Here is a 21,406-nt window from a genome sequence, read left to right as displayed (position 1 = left end):
GCTCAGGGACCGTTCCCTGAGCCTGTCGAAGGGCCGCCCCCACTCTTCCCATCACTGGAGGTCCTCCATGGCGACCATCATCGCCACCGAGCCTGCGCCGCCGATCCCGGCCTATCGCCGTGGCTCGAGGCTGCGGCTGCGCAACGCCCTGATCGGGTGGAGCTTCATCCTTCCGAACTTCATCGGATTCGCACTGCTCACGCTCGTTCCGATCGTGATCCTGTTCTACATGTCGTTCACGAACTGGAATGTGTTCGGCAAGGCCGACTGGGTCGGGCTCGCGAACTTCCAGCGCCTCATCGGCGACGGCAGCTTCCGCATCTCGGTCCTCAACACGCTGTACTACTCGGCGATGCACATCCCGCTGACCCTCGTGATCTCGCTGGGGCTTGCGCTGCTGCTGAACAACAAGCTGCGCGGTGTCGCCTTCTTCCGGACGGCCGCCTTCTTCCCCTACATCACCTCGATCGTGGCGATCGCCGTGGTGTGGAACCTCCTCTTCAGCCCCGATTACGGCCCGATCAACGAGTTCCTCCGGTTCATCGGCATCCAGAACCCTCCCGGCTGGCTCACCTCGACCGACTGGGCCATGCCCGCCGTCGTGATCGTGAGCACGTGGCGCGACATGGGCTATTACATGATCCTGTTCCTCGCGGGCCTGCAGACGGTCCCGCGCGAGCTGCACGAAGCCGCGCGTGTCGACGGTGCGAACGTGTGGCAGCGATTCGTCAATGTCACGCTCCCGTGCCTGCGCCCGACCATGTTCTTCGTCATCGTCATGCTCACGATCAACTCGTTCAAGATCTTCGACCTCATCCTGGTCATGACCAACGGCGGTCCCGGCCAGGCGACGCTCGTGATGTCGCAGTTCATCTACCGCAAGGGCTTTGTAGAGAGTCAGTTCGGCTACGCCTCTGCGGCGGCCGTAGTGCTCTTCTTCATGTGCATCATCGTGACGATCCTGCAGTTCCTCTGGAACAGGAAGAGGAGCATCTGATGGTCGAGCAGATCGAGACGGATGCCGAGCTGCTGGTCTCGGACTTCACCGCTCCGGCAGCGTCACGCCGAGGGCTTCGCAAGCTCGCCGCGGGCGAAGAGCCGCCGCATCACCACGCGGACACGCGCGAGATGACCCCCGCCAGGCGGGTCGCGCGGATCGGACTGTACGTCGGCCTGGTCGTCTTCGCGATCGGCCTGCTCGCGCCGTTCGCGTGGATGGTGCTGAGCTCGCTGAAGTCGGCCAACGAGGTCTTCTCGGTGCCGGTGAAGTGGCTGCCAGAGACGTTCGTGTGGCAGAACTACATCGACATCTGGACCGAGTCCGACATGCTGACGTGGATCCGCAACACGCTGTTCCTCGCCGTCGTGGTGACGTTCCTGCAAGTGCTCACCGGCTCGTTCGCCGCCTACGGCTTCGCCCGGATGCGCTTCCGGGGTCGGGATGTGCTCTTCCTGCTCTATGTCGGCACGATCGCCGTGCCGTGGCAGTCGTACATGATCCCGCAGTTCATCCTGATGTCGAACTTCAAGGTGTCGAACACGCTGTGGGCGATCATCCTGCTGCAGGCCTTCGGCGCATTCGGGGTCTTCCTGATGAAGCAGTTCTACGAGACGATCCCCGAAGAGCTCTCCGAGGCCGCACGCATCGACGGGCTCAGCGAGTACGGGATCTGGGCGAGGATCATGCTTCCGCTGTCGATCCCGGCCCTCGCGAGCCTCACGCTCCTCACGTTCGTCAACACCTGGAACGACTACCTCGGGCCGCTCATCTATCTGCGCAATCCCGATCTGTGGACGATCCAGCTGGGTTTGAAGAGCTTCGTCTCGAACCTCTACGACACGAACTATGCGCTCCTGTTCGCGGGCCTGACGATCTCGGTCATCCCGATCGCGATCATCTTCCTGCTCGGACAGAAGTACTTCGTCGAGGGCATCGCCACGAGCGGGCTGAAGGGCTGACATGAAGCGTCTCGTGTCGCACGACACCTGGGCCAGCATCATGGGGATGCTGTACCTCGGACTGATCGTGAACCTCATGCTGCTGGTGTCGTGCCTTCCCTTCGTGGTGCTGCTCGTGACGACCGACCCGATGCTCGCGTGGCCGCTGCTGGCGATCACCGCACCCCTGTGCGCTCCCGGCATCGCTGCGGCGTTCCGCGCGTTCCGCGAGCATCACGAGGGCGGGCTCAGCCCGATTCGCGCCTTCCGGGCGGGGTGGCGCGACACCTGGCGGCGGGCTCTCCTCGTCGGCGCGGCTGTCGTCGCGGTGGTCGCGGTGGCGCTCGTCGACGTGCGGATGCTGTCCGCCACGTCCGCTGCGGTCGTCGTCGTGCCGCTCCTCGGGGTCCTCGCCGTGCTGGCGGTCGCGATCGGCCTCCTCGCGCTCGTCGCGATCGCCGAGTCCCCCCGCGCGCCCCTCCGCGACGTCCTTCGGGCGAGCGCCGTGCTCGGCCTCCGGCGCTGGTACCTGACCGCCGCGTCGCTCGCCGCGTTCGTGGTTCAGGCCGGGGTGTTCGCGGCCGCGCCCGCGATCGGGCTGGGCATCACGGCATCCGCGTTCCTCTTCTTCGCGTGGACCAACTCGCGCTTCACCCTGCGTCCCGTGCTCGATCTCGATCGGGTCGTCGCCGCATAGCGCCGGCGAGACCTCCCTAATGAAAGACTCTCCTCCAATGACGTCCACCCCGCCCGCCCAGGGCATCAGCAGGACCTCAACCGACACCGCGATCGCCGCGGCGCTGACGACGATCCGACGCAGCATCTCGACCTTCGGCGCTCGCTACCCCGATGACACGACGACCTCGGACCGCTACCTGGTGCGGCCTGCGGCGGATGGCATCGGGCTCGGCGGCAATCGCGGATGGACGACGAGCTTCCGCACGGGTCAGCTCTGGCTGGCGTGGGAACTCACCGGCGACGATGCGTTGCGGGATGCCGCACTCGTGGACGCCGCCGACTTCGAGCGGCGGGTGCGCGCGGAGGAGGACCTCGACACCCACGATCTCGGCTTCCTCTACACACTGTCGACGGTCGCCGCCTGGCGGCTGCTCGGCGATGAGGACGCACGCGCCGCATCACTGCTCGCTGCCGACCACCTCATGCGCCGGTTCCTCGAGCCCGCGGGAATCATCCAGGCCTGGGGCGATCTGTCCGACCCCGCCCAGCGTGGGCGCACCATCATCGACAGTCTGATGAACATGCCGCTCCTCACCTGGGCGGGGGAGCAGACCGGTGAGGAGCGCTTCGCCGACGCCGTCCGCCGGCACTCCGCGCAGCTGCGCGAGCACATCCTTCGCGAGGACGACTCGACGTTCCACACGTTCTACTGGGATGCCGACACCGGCGAGGCGCTGCGGGGCGCGACCGAGCAGGGCGCCTTCGACGACTCGTGCTGGGCCCGTGGGCAGGCGTGGGGCATCTACGGGTTCGCGATGAACTTCGCCGAGACCGGAGACGAGCGTCTGCTCGAGGCATCGCGTCGGTGCGCGGACTACTTCCTCGCCCACCTGCCGGCCGACGAGGTGCCGTTCTGGGATCTGGTCTACACGGACGGAAGCACTGCCCCCCGTGACAGCTCGTCCGCCGCCATCGCGGTGTGCGGTCTGCTCGAGCTCGCGAGCGTCGAGACCGACCCGGCGCGCGCCGAGGAATGGACGACGCGCGCGCACTCGATCCTCAGGTCCCTGATCGAGAACTACACGCCAGAGCGCCCCGAGGACTCGGACGCCCTGCTGCTGCACGGGGTCTATGACCTGCCGAAGGACAACGGCGTGGACGAGGGGACCCTCTGGGGCGACTACTTCTTCCTCGAGGCGCTCATGCGCGTCACCCGTCCCGACTGGAAGAAGTACTGGTGAGGCTCGTCAGCTATCGCAGCGCGGACGGCGTGCGCCCCGGCGCCGTCGTGACGGGGGACGGCGCAGACCGGGTCCTCGATCTCGGCCACCTCGGCGCCGATGTCACCGCGCTCATCGCCGACGACGCCGCGCTCGCCACGGCGCGCCGCGAGATCGCAGAATCGGATGCCGCGGCACTGCCTGTGCTGGATCCGAGAACCCTCACCGCGCCGGTGACGCCGGGCAAGATCCTCTGCCTCGGCTACAACTACCGCGGGCACGTGCCCGACGGCGTCGACCCGACCGCGGACGATCCGGAGACACCGGATGTCTTCGTCAAGACCCCGAACACCCTCGCCGGCCCGAACGACGCCGTCGTGATCCCCGCCGTCGCGACCGACGCCGACTATGAAGGCGAACTCGCCATCGTCATCGGCCGTCGTGCGCACACCGTATCGATCGACGATGCGCTCGAACACGTGGCGGGCTACACGATCCTCAACGACGTGTCGGACCGTTCCTGGCAGCGCAAGCAGAGCCAGTGGGCGCTCGGCAAATGCTTCGACGGCTTCGCGCCGCTCGGACCCTGGCTGGTGACGGCGGACGCCGTCGCCGATCCGCAGGATCTGCTCGTCGAGGTCGTGCGCGATGGCATCGTCACCGTCTCGCAATCGACATCGACGACCGTGTTCCCTGTCGCGTTCGTCGTCCACCACCTCAGCCAGGTGATGACCCTCGAACCTGGTGACGTCATCTCGACGGGGACGCCCCAGAAGCTCGCCGACGCGCAGCAGGCCCATCGCCCGCTGGCGGGCGGCGACGCCGTGACCGTCCGCATCTCCGGAATGGGCGAGCTCACCACGAACTTCATTGCTCCCCCGGAGGCAGCCGTATGATCCTCGATTCGTTCCGCCTCGATGGAAAGGTCGCCCTGGTCACGGGCTCGAGTCGAGGGCTCGGTCAAGGCGCCGCGATCGCGCTCGCCGAGGCTGGCGCAGACATCGCCCTCCTCGACCGCAGCGACGCTGCGGAGACCGCAGAGCGCATCCGCGCCCTCGGCCGACGCGTGCACGTGATGCGCTGTGACTTCGTCTCCGCGACGCCCGATGAATTGGGTGCCGCCGTCGCCGAGGCGATCGGCGAGCTGGGCGGACTCGACATCCTCGTCAACAACGCCGGCACGATCCGGCGCGCACCCGCGGCCAAATACCCCGCTCAGGACTGGGACGACGTGCTGAGCGTCAACCTCGACGCGGTCTTCCACCTGTCGCAGGCGGCTGGGCGGCGCATGCTTGCGCAGGGCTCCGGACGCATCATCAACGTCGCGTCGATGCTGTCGTTCCAGGGCGGCATCCTGGTCTCCGCTTACACGGCGTCAAAACATGCCGTCGCCGGTCTCACCAAGGCGCTCGCGAACGAATGGGCTGCTGCCGGCGTCACAGTGAACGCGATCGCGCCCGGCTACATGGCCACCGACAACACCGCGGCCCTCCGCGCCGACGTCGAGCGCGAGCGCTCGATCATGGCCCGCATCCCCGCAGCGAGATGGGGCGAGGCCGCAGACCTGCAGGGTGCGTTCGTCTTCCTCGCTTCAGACGCCGCCGCCTACATCACGGGTGCCGTCATCCCCGTCGACGGCGGCTGGCTCGTCCGCTGACCCGAATCCACCCCGAAGGAGCTTTCCCATGCAGCAGCGCTACGCGACCAATCCCGCCCAGATCCCCGGTATGACCAGCGACGAGCTGCGGGCGAGCTATCTCGTCCCCGACCTCTTCGCCGAAGGCGAGATCCGCGTCACCTACACCCACCACGACCGCATCGTGCTCGGCGGCGCCGTCCCGGCCGGTGCCGAGCTCGCTTTGACCGGCTACCCCGAGATCCGCAGCGACTACTTCCTGGAGCACCGTGAGGTCGGCATCATCAACGTCGGCGGCGCCGGTACGGTGACGGCTGACGGCGAGGTGTACACGCTCGTCAAGGGCGCATGCCTGTACCTCGGGCGCGGCATCCGCGATGTCGTCTTCGCCGACGCGGCCGACCCGGATGCGGACGCGACCGGCGCGCAGTTCTACCTCTTCTCCGCGCCTGCGCACACGGCCTACCCCGCCGCGCTCGTCTCACCGGGCGAGGGCACGGTCCGTGAACTCGGCGACCAGCTCACCTCCAACCGCCGCACGCTCAACCAGTACATCCATGAGAACGGCGTGCGCTCCTGCCAGATCGTGATGGGCGTGACCGAGCTGCACCCCGGCTCGATGTGGAACACCATGCCGGCCCACACGCACGACCGACGCACCGAGTGCTACCTCTACTTCGATGTGCCCGCGGATGCTCGCGTGATCCACCTCATGGGCGAGCGCACCGAGACCCGGCACCTCGTCATCGCTGACCGTCAGGCGGTCATCTCGCCGAGCTGGTCGCTGCACTCCGGCGTCGGCACCGCGGCGTACTCGTTCATCTGGGCGATGGCCGGCGAGAACCAGGCGTTCGACGACATGGACGCCGCTCCCGTCACGGACCTGCGCTGACCCGATGACGCACGTCAGTGCCGAGCGCGCGACTGCGAGGCGGACACTCCTCGCGATCGGGGAGACCATGGCCATGGTCGCCCCGGTCCGGGCCGAGCCGGTCACCGAGGCCGAGGAGTTCCTGATTGATGCCGGTGGCGCAGAGTCGAACGTCGCTGCGCACGTCGCCGCGCTCGGCCATGACGCGCTCTGGTTCAGTCGGCTGGGCGCGGACGCTCTCGGGTGGCGGGTCGCGCGTCAGCTCGCGGGTCGCGGGATCGATGTCTCACGCGTGATCTACGACGATGCCCATCCGACCGGCCTGTACGTGAAGGATCCTGGGCAGGGGGTGAGCTACTACCGCCGGGGTTCCACCGCGTCCCACTTGTCGGCGTCCGATGCAGACGAGGTAGACCTCTCGGGTGTCGACGTGCTGCACGTATCGGGGATCACGGCCGCGATCTCGGCATCCGCCTCGGCATTCCTCTCCCGGATCATGACAAGGGCGTCCGAGGCCGGGGTGCTCGTGTCGTTCGATGTCAATCACCGATCGCTCCTGTGGCCGGCCGCCGAAGCCGCACCCGTGCTCGCAGGGCTGGCGCGGCGAGCCGACATCGTCTTCACGGGGCGCGACGAGGCTGAGGCCCTCTGGGACACCCCGAACGCCGCGGACATCCGTGCTCTCTTCCCGGACGTGCCCGAGCTCGTGGTGAAGGATGGCGCCGTCGGAGCCACGGTCTTCGTCGGCGACGTGGTGGCATTCGCCCCGTCGCAGAAGGTCGATGTCATTGAAGCTGTCGGTGCGGGCGACGCATTCGCGGGCGGATATCTGGCGCGCCGTCTCTCGGACGCTCCCTTGGTGGAGCGGCTGCGCACCGGGCACCATCGCGCCGCCCGCACTCTGCAGACCACGAAGGATTCGATCGACGAAGCGAGAGCGACATGACAAAGGAACAGAACGGCGCCGCAGTGCCGGAACAGATCGTCGCGGACGCGGAGTGGTTCGAAAGCGCCTTTGCGGGTGCACCGCTCATGGCGATCCTCCGCGGCATGGGCGTCGAGCGATCGATCCGCCTGGCCGAGACTGCGTGGGACCTCGGCATCGACTCGGTCGAGGTGCCGCTGCAGACCGCGGAAGACGAACTCGCCCTGCGCGCGATCGTCTCCCTCGCCGAACCGCGCGGCAAGAGCGTCGGTGCGGGCACGATCATCTCGCCCGAGCAGGTCGCTGTGGCGCAGCGGGCAGGGGCGGCGTATCTCGTTTCGCCGGGCCTTGATCCGGCCGTCGTCGCGAGCGCACGCAGGCACGGCATCCCTGTGCTTCCGGGTGTGGCCACCCCGACCGAAGTGCAGCTCGCGGTGTCGCTCGGTCTCACTTGGCTCAAAGCGTTTCCGGCGACGTGGCTCGGCGCCGGATGGTTCAAGCACATCCGCGGTCCCTTCCCGCAGCTGCGGTTCGTCGCGACCGGGGGACTGGATGCCGGCAACGTAGAGGAATTCCTCGACGCCGGGGTGCGGGTGGCCGCGGTGGGTTCGGCTCTCGAGGATGCGACGCAGCTCGAACGCCTCGCCCACGTGCTCCGCTCTCGCGGTGAAGTATCGCGATGACCTTCCGGTGCCGTCGATGAGGCGCCACGTGCCGGTCGGTCCCGCTTCGGCCACCATGCGCGATGGTATCCAGCGAGCCCGACATCCAGCCCGCTCCCAGCGGGCTTCAAGTCCCGTTCTTCAGCCCAGGGGGAGCCAAGAGAGCTCGAGGTCCCAGCCGCGCACGGTCGCGACGGTGATGAACGCGCCCACCACCAGCACGTTGAGGACCACACTCGACCAGAAGCTGCGACGGAACGAGCGCTTGCGCGTCTTGTGACGGAACAGCTGCTGCGCGACGAGAGCGCCCGGCCACCCGCACACGAGCCCCAACGTGAGGAGGGTCTGCTCGGACACGCGCTGCCCGCCGCGGCGCGCAGCGGCCTTGTCGAAGCCATAGGCCGCGAAGGCGACGACGCTCATCGCGAGATAGAGCGCCGGCATCCACCAGGGGAGTCCCAGGGTCACGAATGCGATCCCGAACGCCGCGATGAAGGCGACCAAGGTGCTCCAGCTGAGCGCGGCGGGCAGCGGGCGCGAGAGATCTCTCGAGCCGGCCCGTTCAGCTGGTGCATTCCGGTGGCCGCGGTCGGGGGCGAGAGACATGGGGTTGAGCCTAGGGGCAGTGGGTCGCGGCATCCGTCACCGCACCTCCGCTGAGCGGAGGGCCAGGGCGGAGCGGAGGGTAAAGGCTCGCCAAAACCACCTCCCCTGCCCTATGCCACTCCGTAGAGCGGAGGGCTCGCGCGCAACGGATCTGCCCTCAGGACTTGTGTGGTCAGACCACACGTGCGATAATGGATCCAGGGCAAGGGCGCGGGCAACGCGCTCGTGCCAGGTTGGAGGATCTCATGTCCACCGCAATCGACGCACTCGTCGCTGGAGCAAACGAATCGCTCGCCGAGTACGCGTCATTCACGCAGGAGCAGGTCGACCGGATCGTCCGCAAGGCGTCGGTCGCCGCTCTCAGCCAGCACGGTGCGCTGGCCCTTCTGGCTGTCGAAGAGACGGGCCGCGGCCTGTTCGAAGACAAGGCCGTGAAGAACATGTTCGCGTGCGAGCACGTCACGCACTCGATCATCAAGCAGAAGACGGTCGGGGTCATCTCGACCGACGAGATCACGGGCATCACCGAGATCGCCGAGCCCGTGGGGGTCATCTGCGGCATCACGCCGGTCACCAACCCGACCTCCACCACGATCTTCAAGTCGCTCATCGCGCTGAAGACCCGCAACCCGATCATCTTCGGCTTCCACCCGTCGGCGCAGCGCAGCTCGGTCGCCGCCGCGAAGATCGTGCGCGAAGCCGCTGTCGCGGCCGGCGCCCCGGCGAACTGCATCCAGTGGGTCGAAGAGCCCTCGCTCGAGGCATCCGGCGAGCTCATGAACCACCCGGGCGTCGCGCTCATCCTCGCGACCGGCGGAAACGCCATGGTCCGGGCCGCCTACTCCTGTGGCAAGCCGGCCCTCGGCGTCGGCGCGGGCAACGTCCCGGCCTTCATCGAGAAGACCGCCAAGGTCGGTCGTGCCGTCAACGACATCGTGCTCTCCAAGGCATTCGACAACGGCATGGTGTGCGCCTCGGAGCAGGCCGTCATCCTCGAGGAACCCATCGCCGAAGAGGCGCTCGCCGAATTCGCGCGGCTGCACGCCTACCGTGCCAACGCAGACGAGAAGCGGATGCTGGAAGAGTTCATCTTCGGCGTCTGCGCCGACGACGAGAACTGCGGGGGAGCGAAGCTCAACGCGAAGGTCGTGGGCCAGTCTCCGGTCTGGATCGCGCGCAACGCCGGCTTCGAGGTGCCTGAAGACACCTCGATCATCCTCGTCGAGGTCGGCAGCGTCGGCCCCCAGGAGCCGCTGACGCGCGAGAAGCTCGCCCCGGTGCTCGCGGTGCTTCGCGCCAAGGACGCCGAAGAGGGCATCGACCTCGCAGTCCAGATGGTCGCCTTCGATGGCCTCGGCCACTCGGGTGCCATCCACAGCAACGACGCCGACGTGATCGCGCGCTTCGCCTCGCGGGTGCAGGCCGTCCGCATCATCGAGAACGCCCCCTCGGCGCTCGGTGGCATCGGCGACATCTACAACGCCTTCATGCCGTCGCTGACCCTCGGCTGCGGCTCCTACGGCCGCAACTCGGTCTCGAACAACGTCTCGGCCGTCAACCTGCTGAACGTCAAGCGCGTGGGCCGCCGCAACAACAACCTGCAGTGGTTCAAGGTTCCGGCCAAGACCTACTTCGAGCCGAACGCCATCCGCTACCTGATCGACATGAAGAAGGTCGAGCGCGTCACGATCGTCACCGACGCCACCATGACCAAGCTCGGCTTCGTCGACAAGGTGATCGACGTGCTCAACCGCCGTCCGGGCCGCGTGCACCTGCAGATCATCGACCGGGTGCAGCCCGAGCCGACCGTCTCGAGCGTGCAGGCCGGCGCCGCCGAGATGCGCGAGTTCAAGCCCGACACGATCATCGCGCTCGGTGGCGGATCGCCGATGGATGCCGCGAAGGTCATGTGGCTCCTCTACGAGAACCCGGATGTGCAGTTCTCCGACATGCGCGAGAAGTTCTTCGATGTGCGCAAGCGCGCCTTCAAGTTCCCCGACCTGGGCAAGCTCGCACAGCTAGTGTGCATCCCGACCACGTCGGGCACCGGTTCGGAGATGACCCCGTTCGCGGTGATCACCGACGACGAGACGGGCATGAAGTACCCGCTCGCCGACTACGCGCTCACCCCGTCGGTCGCCATCATCGACCCCGTGCTGACCGCTGCGCTGCCGGCTTTCCTGGTGGCGGATGCCGGATTCGACGCGCTGACGCACGCCACTGAGGCGTACGTCTCGGTGTACGCGAACGACTACACCGACGGTCTCGCATTGCACGCGATCAAGCTCATCTTCCAGAACATCGAGCGCAGCGCGAAGGCGAAGACGGGATCGACTGATCCCGCCGACCTCCTCGCCCGCGAGAAGATGCACAACGCCGCGTCGATCTCCGGCATGGCGTTCGGCAACGCGTTCCTGGGGATCGTGCACGCGATGGCCCACGTCACGGGGTCGAAGTTCCACCTCGTGCACGGCCGCACCAACGCGATCTATCTCCCGCACGTGATCCGCTACAACGGCCGTGTGCCCACGAAGCTCACGAGCTGGCCCAAGTACGAGCGCTACATCGCTCCGGAGCGGTTCCAGGAGATCGCGCTGCACCTCGGGCTGCCGGCATCCACACCCGAAGAGGGCGTGGAATCGTACGCGCAGGCCGTCGAGAAGCTGCGCGACGCGGTCGGCATCGAGCGGTCGTTCCAGGCGCAGGGCGTGTCGGAGACCTCGTTCATCGGGCGTCTCGACGAGCTCGCGATGGCCGCCTACGAAGACCAGTGCGCACCCGCCAACCCGCGGATGCCGATGGTCGCCGACATGCGGACCCTCATGGAGGCCGCCTACTACGGCACCTCCTTCGACGAGGTGCGCGCCCACCGTGGCGCCGCTGCCAGCGCCGCTGACTCGGTCGACGTCACCGCCGACTCGGCCACACCGAAGGCCGCTGTGAAGAAGCTCGCCCCCCGAGCCGCCTAACAGCGCCTTCCCCGCCCCGCCCAGTCCGTTTCGACTGGGCGGGGCATTCTCGTGCGCACGGTCGAGAGCATCGGTCGCTGAGCTTGTCGTCGGTCGCTGAGCTTGTCGAAGCGTCCGGTGCGGCGCCGGACCCTTCGACAAGCTCAGGGACCCGGGCTCGGGCCGTTCGGTTGCGATATCCGTCTTCCGCACCCACCATGGAGGCATGGAGGATGCCGCGGCCCCGGGTCCGCCGCCGGAGTCGAGGCGGCCCTTCCGCTGGAGCGCCCGAGCCTGGGTGGTGACCGCGATCGCCGCGGCCATCATTCTCGGGCTCGTGATCGCCTGGACGCTGCGGCCCGCCGGGGCACCGGCATCCGCTCCCTCTCCGTCGCCGAGCGTGACCGCAACGCCGACGCCGACGCCGACGCCGACCCCGACACCCACGCCAACCCCGACTCCGACGGGCTTCCCGGCCAACACCGCGAGCTACGACCTCGGGACGCTGCCGCCGGCGAACGTGTTCGAGGTCATTCCCGCGCTCCCGGTGGACTCGGACGCGTACGGCGCCTTCACTGGCGAGGCGGCGCGTTCGCGGGGGTCGGGTGCGCCGGTGTTCGCCGATCCGACCGGTCAGCCGGTGGCCTACCTCGCGCGCGACTACGTGTACGACGGCACGACCGTGCCGATCGTCGAGCGTCAGGAGAACTGGGTCAAGGTGCTGCTGACGGGCCGCCAGGCGATTCCGTCGCAGGGGAATCCGGGGCAGGTGATCGGCTGGATGCGCGTGCAGGACGTCGACATCACGGCGCTTCCCGCGATGGTCGAGGTGAGCATCTCGGCGCGGACGATCGACATCTGGCGCGCGGGCACACCGCAGCGCGTCGCCACCGACTTCGCGTGGGGGAAGGGCGAGACCCCGACGCCGCTCGGCCGCTCGTTCGTCATGACCATCAGAGTCGAGGATGGCCTCGCCTACACCCGCGGCCACCCGATCGTGTATCTCTCGGCGCAGTCGCCCACCCTCGATGGCTTCGCCGGGGCGAGCGTCGCCGTGACGGCCTTCCACTACCACGACGATCGTTCCGGCTCGATTTCGAACGGATGCCTCCGCGTCGATCCCGACGCGATCACCGCGCTCTCCCAGCTCCCGCTGGGCACCCCGGTGATCATCCGCGGCTGAGGCGCGCCTAGTTGATCATCGCGCTGGCCATGCCGGCGAAGTAGGGCACCAGCCAGATGGCCCACACCACGATGCTGAACCGGTGGAAGGTGTGCTTCTCGTTCTCGCGGCCGCGGATCAGCACGATCACCGCCCACACGAGATGCACGGCCATCAGCAGCAGGGCGATGGTGCCGGTCCAGGCCATGACGGTGTCGAGCGGGCTGGCCGCGACATCCGCCGACCGGCGCTCGCCGGCGATCTGGGTCATGAGGTAGGTCCCGGTCGCGTCGGCCGCGAGGCCCAGCCCGAAGAAGACGACGTGCCACCACTTCAGCACCTTCTGGAGCCGCTCGGCCCACACCCCGATCGTGTAGAAGACGAGGGCGAGCGTGATGGAGACGATGGCGAAGGGGAGCATACGACCAGCCTAACCCGAAAGCTTCAGTAATACGAAAGGTCGATGCGGCGCATCGGTCGCTGAGCTTGTCGAAGCGTCCGATGCGGCGCCGGACCCTTCGACAARCTCAGGGACCGGTGCCGTGGCAAGCTGGAACCACCCCCTGAAGGAGCTTTCCCATGCAGCAGCGTCCCCTCGGCCGAACCGGCCGCACCGTCTCCGCCCTCGGCCTCGGCACGTGGCAGCTCGGCGCGGACTGGGGCGAGGTCAGCGAGAGCGACGCGCTCGCGGTGCTCGAGGCATCCGTCTCCCACGGCGTGACGTTCTTCGACACCGCCGATGTCTACGGCGACGGACGCAGCGAGTCCCTCATCGGGCGTTTCCTCGCCGGCCGGCCGGGGCATGACATCGTCGTGGCGACCAAGATGGGGCGCCGCCTCGCGCAGGAGCCCGAGAACTACAGCCCGGCGAACTTCCGCGCGTGGACCGACCGCTCCCGCCGCAACCTGGGCGTCGACACGCTCGACCTCGTGCAGCTCCACTGCCCGCCGACGGCCGTGATCGACGACGACCCGACCTTCGATGCCCTCGACGCGCTCGTCGCCGACGGCGCGATCGCCGCGTACGGCGTCTCGGTCGAGACGTGCGCGCAGGCGCTCGCCGCGATCGCCCGCCCGAACGTGACGAACGTGCAGATCATCCTCAACCCGTTCCGGCTCAAGCCGCTCGACGAGGTGCTGCCGGCCGCTGCGGCTGCTGCCGTGGCGATCTTCGCGCGGGTGCCGCTCGCGTCGGGGCTGCTGTCGGGCAAATACACGGCGTCGACCGCCTTCGCGGCGAACGACCACCGCGCCTACAACCGCCACGGCGAGGCGTTCGACCGCGGCGAGACGTTCTCGGGCGTCGACTACGAAGCGGGATTGGATGCCGCGGCAGAACTTGCCGCCGCCCTCCCGTCGGGCGTCTCGCTGCCCGCGGCCAGCCTCGCGTGGATCGCGTCGCTGCCGGGTGTGACCTCGGTGATCCCGGGTGCGCGCAGCGTCGCGCAGGCGCAGGCGAACGCGGATGCCGCGGCCCTCCTCGAAGACGGCTCCGGGTTCGACCGCGCGGCGTTCGATGCCGTCGTCCACGACGTCTACGACCGTCGCCTGCGCGAGGCCATCCACCCCCTCTGGTAGCCCGGCCGACCTCCGGTCGCTGAGCTTGTCGAAGCGCCGGCCCGCACACGCAGAAGGGCGCCGCTCCCCGAAGGAAGCGGCGCCCTTGCTCGCCCGCGAGCGGGCTACTTGTCAGCGAGCTCCTTGCCGTACACGGTCAGTGCGAAGATCACGAACACGTCGAGCGCGATGAGGACGAGCGACAGCCACGGCTGCACGCCCGCCAGCAGGAAGCCGACCTGGCTGACCGCGTTGATCGCGACCAGGATGATGGCGGTGATGCGCGCCCAGCTTGCTCCGCGGAGCACGAAGACGCCCACCACGACCAGAGCGAGGCCGAGAATCAGATGCCACCAGCCCCAGCCGGCCACATCGAAGAGGATGACAGAGGCGTCGGTCACCAGGAAGTAAGTGCTAGCCGGCAGCAGGATGGCGATCAGGCCGTAGAGCGCATCGATGGYGCCGGCGATGATCAGGATGACGCCGCCGAATACGGCCCATCCAGTCCAGCGGGACTGCTGTGTGTCGGACATGTGTAGTCCCCTTTCTCAGGAATCTCGGGTGTGCATGGCGCGAAGTTCAACACGCGACGCATCGTGATGATCCCGCGTCCCGCGGGGTTACGTCCAGACCGACACGCCTTCGCGCGTAATACGTTCATCCGCCGGGGGTGAGCGCGTCACGCCGGGTCGAGGCATCCGTCCGCTTCAGAACTCTCGCCGCATGACGACGCGACGCTTGGTGGGGTGCGAGATCTCCTCGAATCCGGCCGCCAGGAACGGCCCCACCGCCCCGATGCTCATCTCCTCTCAGATCACCTGCGCCCCGCCCGTGATCATCGGGTAGCCCTCGATCGCCGCGGCCCCGCGGGAGCGCGCGTGCTCGACCGCTCCTGCGACGAGCGGATACATCAGCCCCTCGTGCCGGTATCCCTTGCGCACGACGACGCAGGCGATCGCCCAGACGGTGTCGTCATCCTTGTCTTCGAATCGTCCCGTCCACGGCACCGGCGAGCCGCGAAGCCGGCCGTAGACCGACCGCCGATCGGCGGCGCACCAGCCCACCGGCTCGTCGCCGAGATAGGCGACGATGCCGATCGTCTCGGTTGCCCGAGGGTCGTCGCAGTGGACCTCGGAGCGGAGGATCGCACTGCGTTCCGTTTGCGGCATACGAAACCAGTCGTGGTCGCCGAGGCGCTGCCGCTGGCACTGGCATCGCGCCGCAGCACCGGTGAGGATTGACTGCAGGTCGTCCCACGACGCCTCGTTCGCCGGCACGATCCGCAGCGATTCAGACATCGAGCACCCCTTCGCGTCCCGTCGGAGACTGGCGCCGCGCACTCCCTGAGCGGCCCATGCGACGAGCCTACGACTCGGCGATCAGGCGCGCGGTAATGTGAGCAACGTGCCTCTGGTGCCCCTCGTGACGGTCGTCATTCCGTGTCGCAACGACGCTGAATTTCTCGAGGCGTGCCTGCGCGCGCTCGCGGCGCAGACGCACCGCCCCGACCGCGTGATCGTGGTCGATAATGCGAGTTCGGATGCCTCGGCCGACATCGCCCGCAGCCACGGCGCCGACGTGATCGAGGAACGCGTCGTCGGCATCTGGCCTGCCGCCTCGACCGGTTATGACGCGGCCCGCGGCTCAGCGGACATCATCGCGAGGCTCGACGCGGACTCGCGCCCGCACCCGGACTGGATCGCCCGCGTCGTGCGCGCGTTCGTCGCGGACCCGGGGCTCGGGGTGCTGACTGGGGGAGCGGAGTTCTACGGCGCGAGCCCGATGGTCAACTATCTCGGCGAGCACTGGTACATCGGCGGCGGCCATTACTGGATCAAGAAGTGGCTCGGCATCCCGCTGGTCTTCGGCTCTAATTTCGCGATGCGCTCCGGCGTGTGGGAGCGCGTGCGTGAGCAGGTCGACCGCACGAACGCCGGCATCCACGACGATCTCGATCTGACGATCCGCCTGCGCCCCGCCGACGGCGTTAGGTACGACCCCGAACTGCGTATGCCGGTTTCGGCACGTCCCGTGACGACGGTCAGCGGTCTGGCCCGGCGGGTGTGGCGCGTGCTGCCGACGTTCGCCGCGAGCTGGCCCGAGGGCGCCGCATGGCGACGGAGAGCGGATGCCGCCCCCGGCGTCGCCGCAGCCGCAACGTGGTCGCCGTCCGACGAGGATCTGGCCGCCGGCTTCGGCGCCTGACCCCTGGTCGCTGAGCTTGTCGAAACGGCCGATCCCGGCTCGTTGAGCTTGTCGAAGCGCCTGATCCCTGGTCGCTGAGCTTGTCGAAGCGCGCCGGCCCCAGACGTACGGAAGCCCCGACCCGAAGGCCGAGGCTTCCGCCGTTCAGATCAGCGGATCAGTGCCGGATCAGCCGCCGTGCGACCATGAGCGCGACACCGGTCAGCATGAGCATGCCCGCACCAATCGGCAGCACCGGGTTCACGTCTCCACCGGTCGCCGCGAGTGCGGGCACCGGGGTCGGCGTAGGAGTCACGGGGCAGGGCTCGTCGTTGGGCTCCGTCTCCGAGGCGAAGAGGTAGACGTACTCGTCGACCTGCTCCCAGCCGGCGGGCACGGCCTCCAGCACGTAACCAGCCTCGACGACCGCGACTACGTTGGCGTTGTCAGAGTCTTCCTCGTCTTCCCAGTAGTAGGTGACGCCATCGGTGCTGGCCGGGATGAGGATCTCGTCGTTGTTCACGCCACACCGGGCTACGATCGTCGGATCCGTCAGCGTGACCGGGATGTCGGCCAGCGGGCACGCCTCGGGCTCGTTCAGCTCGATTGTGCGGGAGAAGTTCGCTTCGCCCTCGTCCCACTCGTCGCTCAGTCCCGAGATCGTGAAGCCCGGGATGGGCGAGATCGTGAGGGTGACCTTCCCGGCGACAGAACGATCGACATGTACGTAGATGTTCTGGAACTGATAGATGGAGACGTCGCCCTCAGTGCTGAGCGGCGTACCGAGGAACGATGTGTCGAACGAGTCAGCCTCGCCGCAGGTGACAGTAGGCGCGGCGTTGAACTGGTCCGGAATCGGGAAGTCCTCCGGGGTGGGGTCGCCCGCCGGGCACTCGTCGATGCTCGGCTCGGGCTGGCCCGTGTCGAACGCGATGGCGACGGACTGGTTCTGGCCGTCCGCGAACACGAACGGGAGCGTCGCGCCGTCGAAGCCATCCAGCGTGCTGGTCGACACCGAGATGACGTGGTCCGCGTGCTCGTTGACGCCGKGGGTGCCGACGTACTTGCAGACGAACACCTTCTTCTCGGCGACGGCGTCGTCGCCGCCGCCCTCGGTGGCGACGGCTCCCGTTGCCATGATCGGGGCAAGCACAAGTGCCGCGGCAACCGCGACGCCGGCGAGCGCCTTCCATTTGTTCTTCATTGACATTCCCCTTCGTGCACGCTGGTTGCCCCAGCAGTGCCTGTGCCGAGCCCGAGCGAAGTCTGCTTCGAGCGCCTTCAGGAGAGGCCTCCCCAGTCGCTGACTTTTCACCGGGCCCCACGGCCGGCAATCCCCAAAGTCTGGTCGTTCCCAGATCGTGCCGTTCGGTCCTCGACATCGAGACCGGAATGAACGATCTTCCCGCGACCATCATGACGGTTTTGCGCTTCATTCGGTAGAACGAATATTCGCTGACTCGCCCGTCCGCTCACCCCCGGGGTCGTTGAGCGAACGAAGCGAGACGAAACGCCCCGTCACGCGGGCTACCCGATGACGACGACGATGTTCCCGATCGTCTCGCGACCGTATTCGCTGAACGCCTGCCTGATGTCGTCCAGCGCATGCTCGCGGTCGACGATCACGCGAAGTTCGCCCGCCTCCACCAGGTCGGCCAGCGTCTGCAGCGACTTGGCGTTGGGGTAGGCGGCAACGGGCGCCAGCGAGACCCGACCGGCGTCGGCGAACATCTCGGGGGAGTAGAGGATCGGCGACACGAAGGTGCCGCCATCCTTCACGAGTGGCGAGATCTCGGCGGGATCGCCGCTGAGGTGCACCGCGGCATCGACGCCATTGGGCGCGACTTCGCGCACCGCCGCGTCGAGCTGCGCGTAATCCACCGAGTGCGTTGCGCCGAGTTCCGTGAGCAGCGCGCGCCCCTCGTCAGTCCGACCCGTTGCGATCACCTCCGCGCCGGCGGCCGAGGCGAGCTGCGTGAGCAGGGTGCCGACGCCGCCGGTGGCCCCGACGATCAGCACCTTCTTGCCCGCCAGGTCGCCGAGCGCGGCGAGGCACGCGAGGGCGGTCGTGCCGGTGTGCGCGAGGGACGCGGCCTGGGAGTCCGAGAGCACCGCCGGAGCGACGACGATCCACCGTCGACGACCACCGTCGTGTATTCGGCGAACGCGCCCTCCCGCAGGTACGGCTTCGAGACGACTCCGAACACCCGGTCGCCCAGCTGGACGAGGTCGACACCGTCGGCCACGGCATCCACCACTCCGCTGAATTCACGACCCAGCACGAGGGGATACCGATGCTCGAAGAAGCCCGCCATGTAGCCCGCGGCGACGGCCAGGTCGAAGCCGTTGACGGATGCCGCGTTGATGCGCACGCGCGCCTCGCCCGTGTCGGGCTCGGGGGTGTCGACGTCGAGGTGGGCGGGCTGCTCGCCCTGCGCCGGAACTGCGAAAGCCCTCATTGGCTCGGCTCTTTTCTGCGCGCCCGTCCGCGGGGCCCGCGGGGCGAGGGGGCGCGCCTAAGGAAAAGGTGCACCTTCGCATCCCTGGTGCGCAAGATCCTGCGAGCAGGGCCGCCCGAGAGACGGCCCGCGACGGTACCCTGACGCCATGATCGTGGAGTTCGACGGTGATGTCTGGCGCTGGGACGCGCGCACCGACTCGTGGTTCTTCACGTCGCTGCCCGAAGACCTGAGCGAGCAGATCCGTGAGATCCCGCGGCCGTTCCGCGGCTTCGGCTCGGTGCGCGTGCTCGCCCGCATCGGAGGCTCGCAGTGGCGCACGTCGATCTTCCCCGGTTCGTCGCAGGGCGCTTATGTGCTGCCGCTCAAGAAGGCGGTGCGGGATGCCGAGCACCTCGTCGAGGGAGGTCCTGTATCAGTGCGGCTCGAGGTGCTCGACGGCTGACGCGCGGGGCTGTGCCCCATTCAAAACGGTGGCGGATCGACGTCGACCCTGAGTGCGGTGGGGCTGATCCACCACGTCGCGCCGGTGATCTCGTCGCGATACAGCTCCCACTTGCTCTTCGTCTTGATGACATGTTCGGGTTCGCAGAGCGGAGCGTTGTTCTCCGCCGAAGTCTTTCCCCCGTATTGCCAGTCGAGGCGATGGTCGATATCGCAGTCACGGGCGAGGCGAGTGCAGCCGGGGCCGACGCACACCGGGTTGCGGACGCCCAGCCAACGCCGCAGCGCCTTCGGCACACGATAGGTGGTGCGGTCCACGTCGAGCACGGTGCCGGTGACCGGGTGGGTGAGGATTCGGATCCAGCTGGCGGCCTCTCCGGCCAGCCGGCGGGCGGTGTCGAGGTCGATCGGGCCATAGCCGTCGAGCATGGCGGGTGCGTCGTCCTGCCCGAGAAGGGTCATCACCGGGATGGTGAGCGCCACCGATGGCCGGCCGGTGCGCGGCCCAGACGACGTGGTCTCACCGTTCGCGAGCAGGTCGGCGATGACGTCGGCGCGCAGCTGCGCGAGGGTGCGGTCTTCGCCGGGCTGCGCCGCCAGGTGGCGCGCTTGGGCGTCGACCCTGGCATAGGCGGCATACGCGTCGGCGGCAGGCATGTATGCGCCGAAGCTGGCCATCGCGTCGTGCTCGGCAGTGACCCAGGCACCGCGGTCTTCGGCGGCACGGCGATGGCGGGCATCGAGAAGTCCGGGGTGCACACGCTCTCGAACGACCCGAGCTCGCAGACGGAACTTGCCCGGCGCCAGCTTCTTCGCGGCGGCCGCGACAGCGTCGTCGAACGCAGCCCACGCGTCGGGACAGTCGAACGGCAGCGATGCGGCCTGCTGCGCAGCGGTCACGGCATTCAGCTCGGGGACGAGCCCGGCGCGGAAAGCGCTCCACACGAGCGGGCACCGTTTCCGCAGCGTGTCAGCATGGGCGCCGCGGGTGCGGATCATCGACGCCGACATCCCGAGCCGCACGGCGAGGTCCAAGGCTGCGGCGCGCACCGCGATGTCGCGGCGCTCGGCGCGCACGGCACCCACCGTGCGATCGCGCGGGTCACGCCAGGCGCGGTCGAGGGTCGGATCGGGCCCAACCCACGGGTCGGGGCGGGCCGCGGCATCCCGAAGCAGGTCGGCGATCCCGGCGTATTGATCTGCGATCAGCACGCGGCCGCGAATCGTCAGGCCCTCGATCGCGAGCGCCGCGGCCGTGTGTGCCTCGCCGCTCACCTCTAACCGTTCGATCTCCGCCCACGGGTCCAGCTCGTCTGCCGCCCATAGGTCGGCCTCATCGACGAACCGCGACGCGTCATCGATCCACGTTGCCGGCCCGGCCTCCACGTTCGATGAAATACTCATATCTCGAAGATACGAGGGGCCACCGACATTCGAACATAAATCTTGGCGCCTGGCGCCGACCGCCCGGTCTCGGTGCGGCTCGGGACCCTCGACGGCTGACCGGGATATCCTGAGCGAGGTTCAGGAGCCGCCGCCCACCGCCGGCGGCAGAGGGTGCATTTCATGGAAGAAGCGCGCGTCGCCGTCGTGATCGAGGACGAAGAAGACATCCGGTCCCTTCTGTCCACGATCCTGGCGCAGGCCGGTTTCACGGTGTATGGCGCGGCGAATGGTCAGGACGGCCTCGATCTCGTCCGCTTACATCAGCCCCTCGTCACGACCCTCGACGTCAACATGCCGGGCATGGACGGCTTCGAGACCGCCAAGCGGATCCGGGGGATGAGTGCCACCTACATCGTGATGTTGAGCGCGCGCACCGAAGAGATCGATGCGATGCAGGGACTCGAAGCCGGCGCCGACGACTACGTCGCCAAGCCCTTCCGCCCACGTGAGTTGCGCGCCCGCATTGACGCGATGCTGCGTCGCCCGCGGCACCACATCGCCGCGCCGCCGGCGGCGAACGCGCCCGAGCCCGCGGCCCAGCCGCTCGCCGAGTGGCTCGAGCATCAGGGCCTCAGGCTGAACCCCGAGACGCGTGTGGTCACGGTCGACGGCGACGATCTGCAGCTCACCCGCAGCGAGTTCGACATCCTCGCGGACTTGCTCTCCGGAG

General features: G+C 68.2%; 23 protein-coding genes. 15 read left to right on the top strand and 8 right to left on the bottom strand.

Features of this window, described 5'->3' with window-relative positions:
• Nucleotides 1–67: 67 nt before the first annotated feature.
• Genes AC1DVT_RS07310 through AC1DVT_RS07270 form a run of 9 tightly spaced genes read left to right on the top strand, consistent with a single transcriptional unit; the run spans nt 68 to nt 7,951 of the window.
• On the top strand, nt 68–997 hold the full coding sequence (locus AC1DVT_RS07310) for a carbohydrate ABC transporter permease (RefSeq protein WP_457101753.1): 930 nt from the start codon (nt 68–70) through the stop codon (nt 995–997).
• The gene (locus AC1DVT_RS07305) at nt 997–1,959 is read left to right on the top strand and encodes a carbohydrate ABC transporter permease (protein WP_457101752.1); all 963 of its coding nucleotides are present in this window, start codon (nt 997–999) and stop codon (nt 1,957–1,959) included. Before AC1DVT_RS07310 ends, AC1DVT_RS07305 begins: the two co-directional genes overlap by 1 nt.
• Before the next feature lies 1 nt (nt 1,960).
• Nucleotides 1,961–2,635, top strand: coding sequence for a ferredoxin-NADPH reductase (locus AC1DVT_RS07300; protein ID WP_477387777.1), 675 nt, complete (start codon nt 1,961–1,963; stop codon nt 2,633–2,635).
• A gap of 37 nt (nt 2,636–2,672) precedes the next feature.
• Nucleotides 2,673–3,857, top strand: a complete 1,185-nt coding sequence (locus tag AC1DVT_RS07295; protein WP_477387775.1) for a glycoside hydrolase family 88 protein — start codon at nt 2,673–2,675, stop codon at nt 3,855–3,857.
• Nucleotides 3,854–4,732 (top strand): fumarylacetoacetate hydrolase family protein, encoded by an 879-nt coding sequence (locus tag AC1DVT_RS07290; RefSeq protein ID WP_477387773.1) that lies wholly within the window; start codon nt 3,854–3,856, stop codon nt 4,730–4,732. The genes AC1DVT_RS07295 and AC1DVT_RS07290 overlap by 4 nt, the downstream gene beginning before the upstream one ends.
• Entirely contained in the window at nt 4,729–5,493 is a 765-nt protein-coding gene (gene kduD / locus AC1DVT_RS07285; RefSeq protein WP_477387771.1) for a 2-dehydro-3-deoxy-D-gluconate 5-dehydrogenase KduD, read from the top strand. Before AC1DVT_RS07290 ends, kduD begins: the two co-directional genes overlap by 4 nt.
• Before the next feature lie 28 nt (nt 5,494–5,521).
• The gene (gene kduI / locus AC1DVT_RS07280) at nt 5,522–6,364 is read left to right on the top strand and encodes a 5-dehydro-4-deoxy-D-glucuronate isomerase (protein WP_477387769.1); all 843 of its coding nucleotides are present in this window, start codon (nt 5,522–5,524) and stop codon (nt 6,362–6,364) included.
• Nucleotides 6,365–6,368: 4 nt separating this feature from the next.
• Nucleotides 6,369–7,289: a sugar kinase gene (locus AC1DVT_RS07275; protein WP_477387767.1), complete on the top strand. Its 921-nt coding sequence runs from the start codon at nt 6,369–6,371 to the stop codon at nt 7,287–7,289.
• On the top strand, nt 7,286–7,951 hold the full coding sequence (locus AC1DVT_RS07270) for a bifunctional 4-hydroxy-2-oxoglutarate aldolase/2-dehydro-3-deoxy-phosphogluconate aldolase (protein WP_477387765.1): 666 nt from the start codon (nt 7,286–7,288) through the stop codon (nt 7,949–7,951). Before AC1DVT_RS07275 ends, AC1DVT_RS07270 begins: the two co-directional genes overlap by 4 nt.
• 120 nt (nt 7,952–8,071) lie before the next feature.
• Here the strand turns inward: AC1DVT_RS07270 and AC1DVT_RS07265 are convergent, their stop codons facing one another.
• Nucleotides 8,072–8,536, bottom strand: a complete 465-nt coding sequence (locus tag AC1DVT_RS07265; RefSeq protein WP_477387763.1) for a DUF1294 domain-containing protein — start codon at nt 8,534–8,536, stop codon at nt 8,072–8,074.
• 191 nt (nt 8,537–8,727) lie between these two features.
• Here AC1DVT_RS07265 and adhE point away from each other — a divergent pair, with 191 nt between their 5' ends.
• Nucleotides 8,728–11,505: a bifunctional acetaldehyde-CoA/alcohol dehydrogenase gene (gene adhE, locus AC1DVT_RS07260; protein WP_477387761.1), complete on the top strand. Its 2,778-nt coding sequence runs from the start codon at nt 8,728–8,730 to the stop codon at nt 11,503–11,505.
• Between the two features lie 205 nt (nt 11,506–11,710).
• Nucleotides 11,711–12,667, top strand: a complete 957-nt coding sequence (locus AC1DVT_RS07255; protein WP_477387759.1) for a L,D-transpeptidase — start codon at nt 11,711–11,713, stop codon at nt 12,665–12,667.
• 7 nt (nt 12,668–12,674) lie between these two features.
• Here the strand turns inward: AC1DVT_RS07255 and AC1DVT_RS07250 are convergent, their stop codons facing one another.
• Nucleotides 12,675–13,067 (bottom strand): HsmA family protein, encoded by a 393-nt coding sequence (locus AC1DVT_RS07250; RefSeq protein ID WP_477387757.1) that lies wholly within the window; start codon nt 13,065–13,067, stop codon nt 12,675–12,677.
• Between the two features lie 158 nt (nt 13,068–13,225).
• Between AC1DVT_RS07250 and AC1DVT_RS07245 the strand changes: the two genes are divergently transcribed.
• The gene (locus tag AC1DVT_RS07245) at nt 13,226–14,224 is read left to right on the top strand and encodes an aldo/keto reductase (RefSeq protein WP_477387755.1); all 999 of its coding nucleotides are present in this window, start codon (nt 13,226–13,228) and stop codon (nt 14,222–14,224) included.
• A 104-nt stretch (nt 14,225–14,328) separates the two neighbouring features.
• Here AC1DVT_RS07245 and AC1DVT_RS07240 read toward each other — a convergent pair whose 3' ends face one another.
• Together AC1DVT_RS07240 and AC1DVT_RS07235 are read right to left on the bottom strand one after the other, a co-directional pair.
• Complete coding sequence (locus tag AC1DVT_RS07240) at nt 14,329–14,736, bottom strand: DUF7144 family membrane protein (RefSeq protein ID WP_477387753.1); 408 nt, start codon at nt 14,734–14,736, stop codon at nt 14,329–14,331.
• A 276-nt stretch (nt 14,737–15,012) separates the two neighbouring features.
• Nucleotides 15,013–15,501, bottom strand: coding sequence for a GNAT family N-acetyltransferase (locus AC1DVT_RS07235; RefSeq protein WP_477387751.1), 489 nt, complete (start codon nt 15,499–15,501; stop codon nt 15,013–15,015).
• Between the two features lie 106 nt (nt 15,502–15,607).
• Here AC1DVT_RS07235 and AC1DVT_RS07230 point away from each other — a divergent pair, with 106 nt between their 5' ends.
• Nucleotides 15,608–16,408, top strand: a complete 801-nt coding sequence (locus AC1DVT_RS07230) for a glycosyltransferase family 2 protein (protein WP_477387749.1) — start codon at nt 15,608–15,610, stop codon at nt 16,406–16,408.
• 157 nt (nt 16,409–16,565) lie between these two features.
• Here AC1DVT_RS07230 and AC1DVT_RS07225 read toward each other — a convergent pair whose 3' ends face one another.
• The 3 genes from AC1DVT_RS07225 to AC1DVT_RS07215 all read right to left on the bottom strand — a co-directional run bounded on the left by AC1DVT_RS07225 (nt 16,566) and on the right by AC1DVT_RS07215 (nt 18,846).
• Nucleotides 16,566–17,591: a hypothetical protein gene (locus AC1DVT_RS07225; RefSeq protein WP_477387747.1), complete on the bottom strand. Its 1,026-nt coding sequence runs from the start codon at nt 17,589–17,591 to the stop codon at nt 16,566–16,568.
• A gap of 323 nt (nt 17,592–17,914) precedes the next feature.
• Nucleotides 17,915–18,499, bottom strand: a complete 585-nt coding sequence (locus tag AC1DVT_RS07220) for a quinone oxidoreductase family protein (RefSeq protein WP_477387745.1) — start codon at nt 18,497–18,499, stop codon at nt 17,915–17,917.
• Nucleotides 18,400–18,846 carry an alcohol dehydrogenase catalytic domain-containing protein gene (locus AC1DVT_RS07215; protein ID WP_477387743.1) on the bottom strand — a complete coding sequence of 149 codons (447 nt, stop codon included), beginning with the start codon at nt 18,844–18,846 and terminating at the stop codon, nt 18,400–18,402. The genes AC1DVT_RS07220 and AC1DVT_RS07215 overlap by 100 nt, the downstream gene beginning before the upstream one ends.
• Nucleotides 18,847–18,994: 148 nt before the next feature.
• Between AC1DVT_RS07215 and AC1DVT_RS07210 the strand changes: the two genes are divergently transcribed.
• Entirely contained in the window at nt 18,995–19,291 is a 297-nt protein-coding gene (locus AC1DVT_RS07210) for a DUF1905 domain-containing protein (protein WP_477387741.1), read from the top strand.
• A gap of 20 nt (nt 19,292–19,311) precedes the next feature.
• Here AC1DVT_RS07210 and AC1DVT_RS07205 read toward each other — a convergent pair whose 3' ends face one another.
• The gene (locus AC1DVT_RS07205) at nt 19,312–20,694 is read right to left on the bottom strand and encodes an HNH endonuclease signature motif containing protein (protein WP_477387739.1); all 1,383 of its coding nucleotides are present in this window, start codon (nt 20,692–20,694) and stop codon (nt 19,312–19,314) included.
• Nucleotides 20,695–20,856: 162 nt separating this feature from the next.
• Between AC1DVT_RS07205 and AC1DVT_RS07200 the strand changes: the two genes are divergently transcribed.
• On the top strand, nt 20,857–21,406 hold a 550-nt coding region (locus AC1DVT_RS07200), incomplete at its 3' end, for a response regulator transcription factor (protein ID WP_477387737.1).

The sequence above is a fragment of the Microbacterium sp. P2_F9 genome (assembly GCF_056403635.1).
This window is presented reverse-complemented; position numbering and strand designations above follow the sequence as displayed.

What these genes read in the sequence shown, in the direction of transcription:
- AC1DVT_RS07310 (WP_457101753.1), top strand. Translation starts at nt 68, where the DNA reads ATGGCGACCATCATCGCCACCGAGCCTGCGCCGCCGATCCCGGCCTAT.
- AC1DVT_RS07305 (WP_457101752.1), top strand. Translation starts at nt 997, where the DNA reads ATGGTCGAGCAGATCGAGACGGATGCCGAGCTGCTGGTCTCGGACTTC.
- AC1DVT_RS07300 (WP_477387777.1), top strand. Translation starts at nt 1,961, where the DNA reads ATGAAGCGTCTCGTGTCGCACGACACCTGGGCCAGCATCATGGGGATG.
- AC1DVT_RS07295 (WP_477387775.1), top strand. Translation starts at nt 2,673, where the DNA reads ATGACGTCCACCCCGCCCGCCCAGGGCATCAGCAGGACCTCAACCGAC.
- kduD (WP_477387771.1), top strand. Translation starts at nt 4,729, where the DNA reads ATGATCCTCGATTCGTTCCGCCTCGATGGAAAGGTCGCCCTGGTCACG.
- kduI (WP_477387769.1), top strand. Translation starts at nt 5,522, where the DNA reads ATGCAGCAGCGCTACGCGACCAATCCCGCCCAGATCCCCGGTATGACC.
- AC1DVT_RS07275 (WP_477387767.1), top strand. Translation starts at nt 6,369, where the DNA reads ATGACGCACGTCAGTGCCGAGCGCGCGACTGCGAGGCGGACACTCCTC.
- AC1DVT_RS07270 (WP_477387765.1), top strand. Translation starts at nt 7,286, where the DNA reads ATGACAAAGGAACAGAACGGCGCCGCAGTGCCGGAACAGATCGTCGCG.
- AC1DVT_RS07265 (WP_477387763.1), bottom strand. Translation starts at nt 8,536, where the DNA reads ATGTCTCTCGCCCCCGACCGCGGCCACCGGAATGCACCAGCTGAACGG.
- adhE (WP_477387761.1), top strand. Translation starts at nt 8,728, where the DNA reads ATGGATCCAGGGCAAGGGCGCGGGCAACGCGCTCGTGCCAGGTTGGAG.
- AC1DVT_RS07255 (WP_477387759.1), top strand. Translation starts at nt 11,711, where the DNA reads ATGGAGGATGCCGCGGCCCCGGGTCCGCCGCCGGAGTCGAGGCGGCCC.
- AC1DVT_RS07250 (WP_477387757.1), bottom strand. Translation starts at nt 13,067, where the DNA reads ATGCTCCCCTTCGCCATCGTCTCCATCACGCTCGCCCTCGTCTTCTAC.
- AC1DVT_RS07245 (WP_477387755.1), top strand. Translation starts at nt 13,226, where the DNA reads ATGCAGCAGCGTCCCCTCGGCCGAACCGGCCGCACCGTCTCCGCCCTC.
- AC1DVT_RS07235 (WP_477387751.1), bottom strand. Translation starts at nt 15,501, where the DNA reads ATGTCTGAATCGCTGCGGATCGTGCCGGCGAACGAGGCGTCGTGGGAC.
- AC1DVT_RS07215 (WP_477387743.1), bottom strand. Translation starts at nt 18,846, where the DNA reads ATGAGGGCTTTCGCAGTTCCGGCGCAGGGCGAGCAGCCCGCCCACCTC.
- AC1DVT_RS07210 (WP_477387741.1), top strand. Translation starts at nt 18,995, where the DNA reads ATGATCGTGGAGTTCGACGGTGATGTCTGGCGCTGGGACGCGCGCACC.
- AC1DVT_RS07205 (WP_477387739.1), bottom strand. Translation starts at nt 20,694, where the DNA reads ATGAGTATTTCATCGAACGTGGAGGCCGGGCCGGCAACGTGGATCGAT.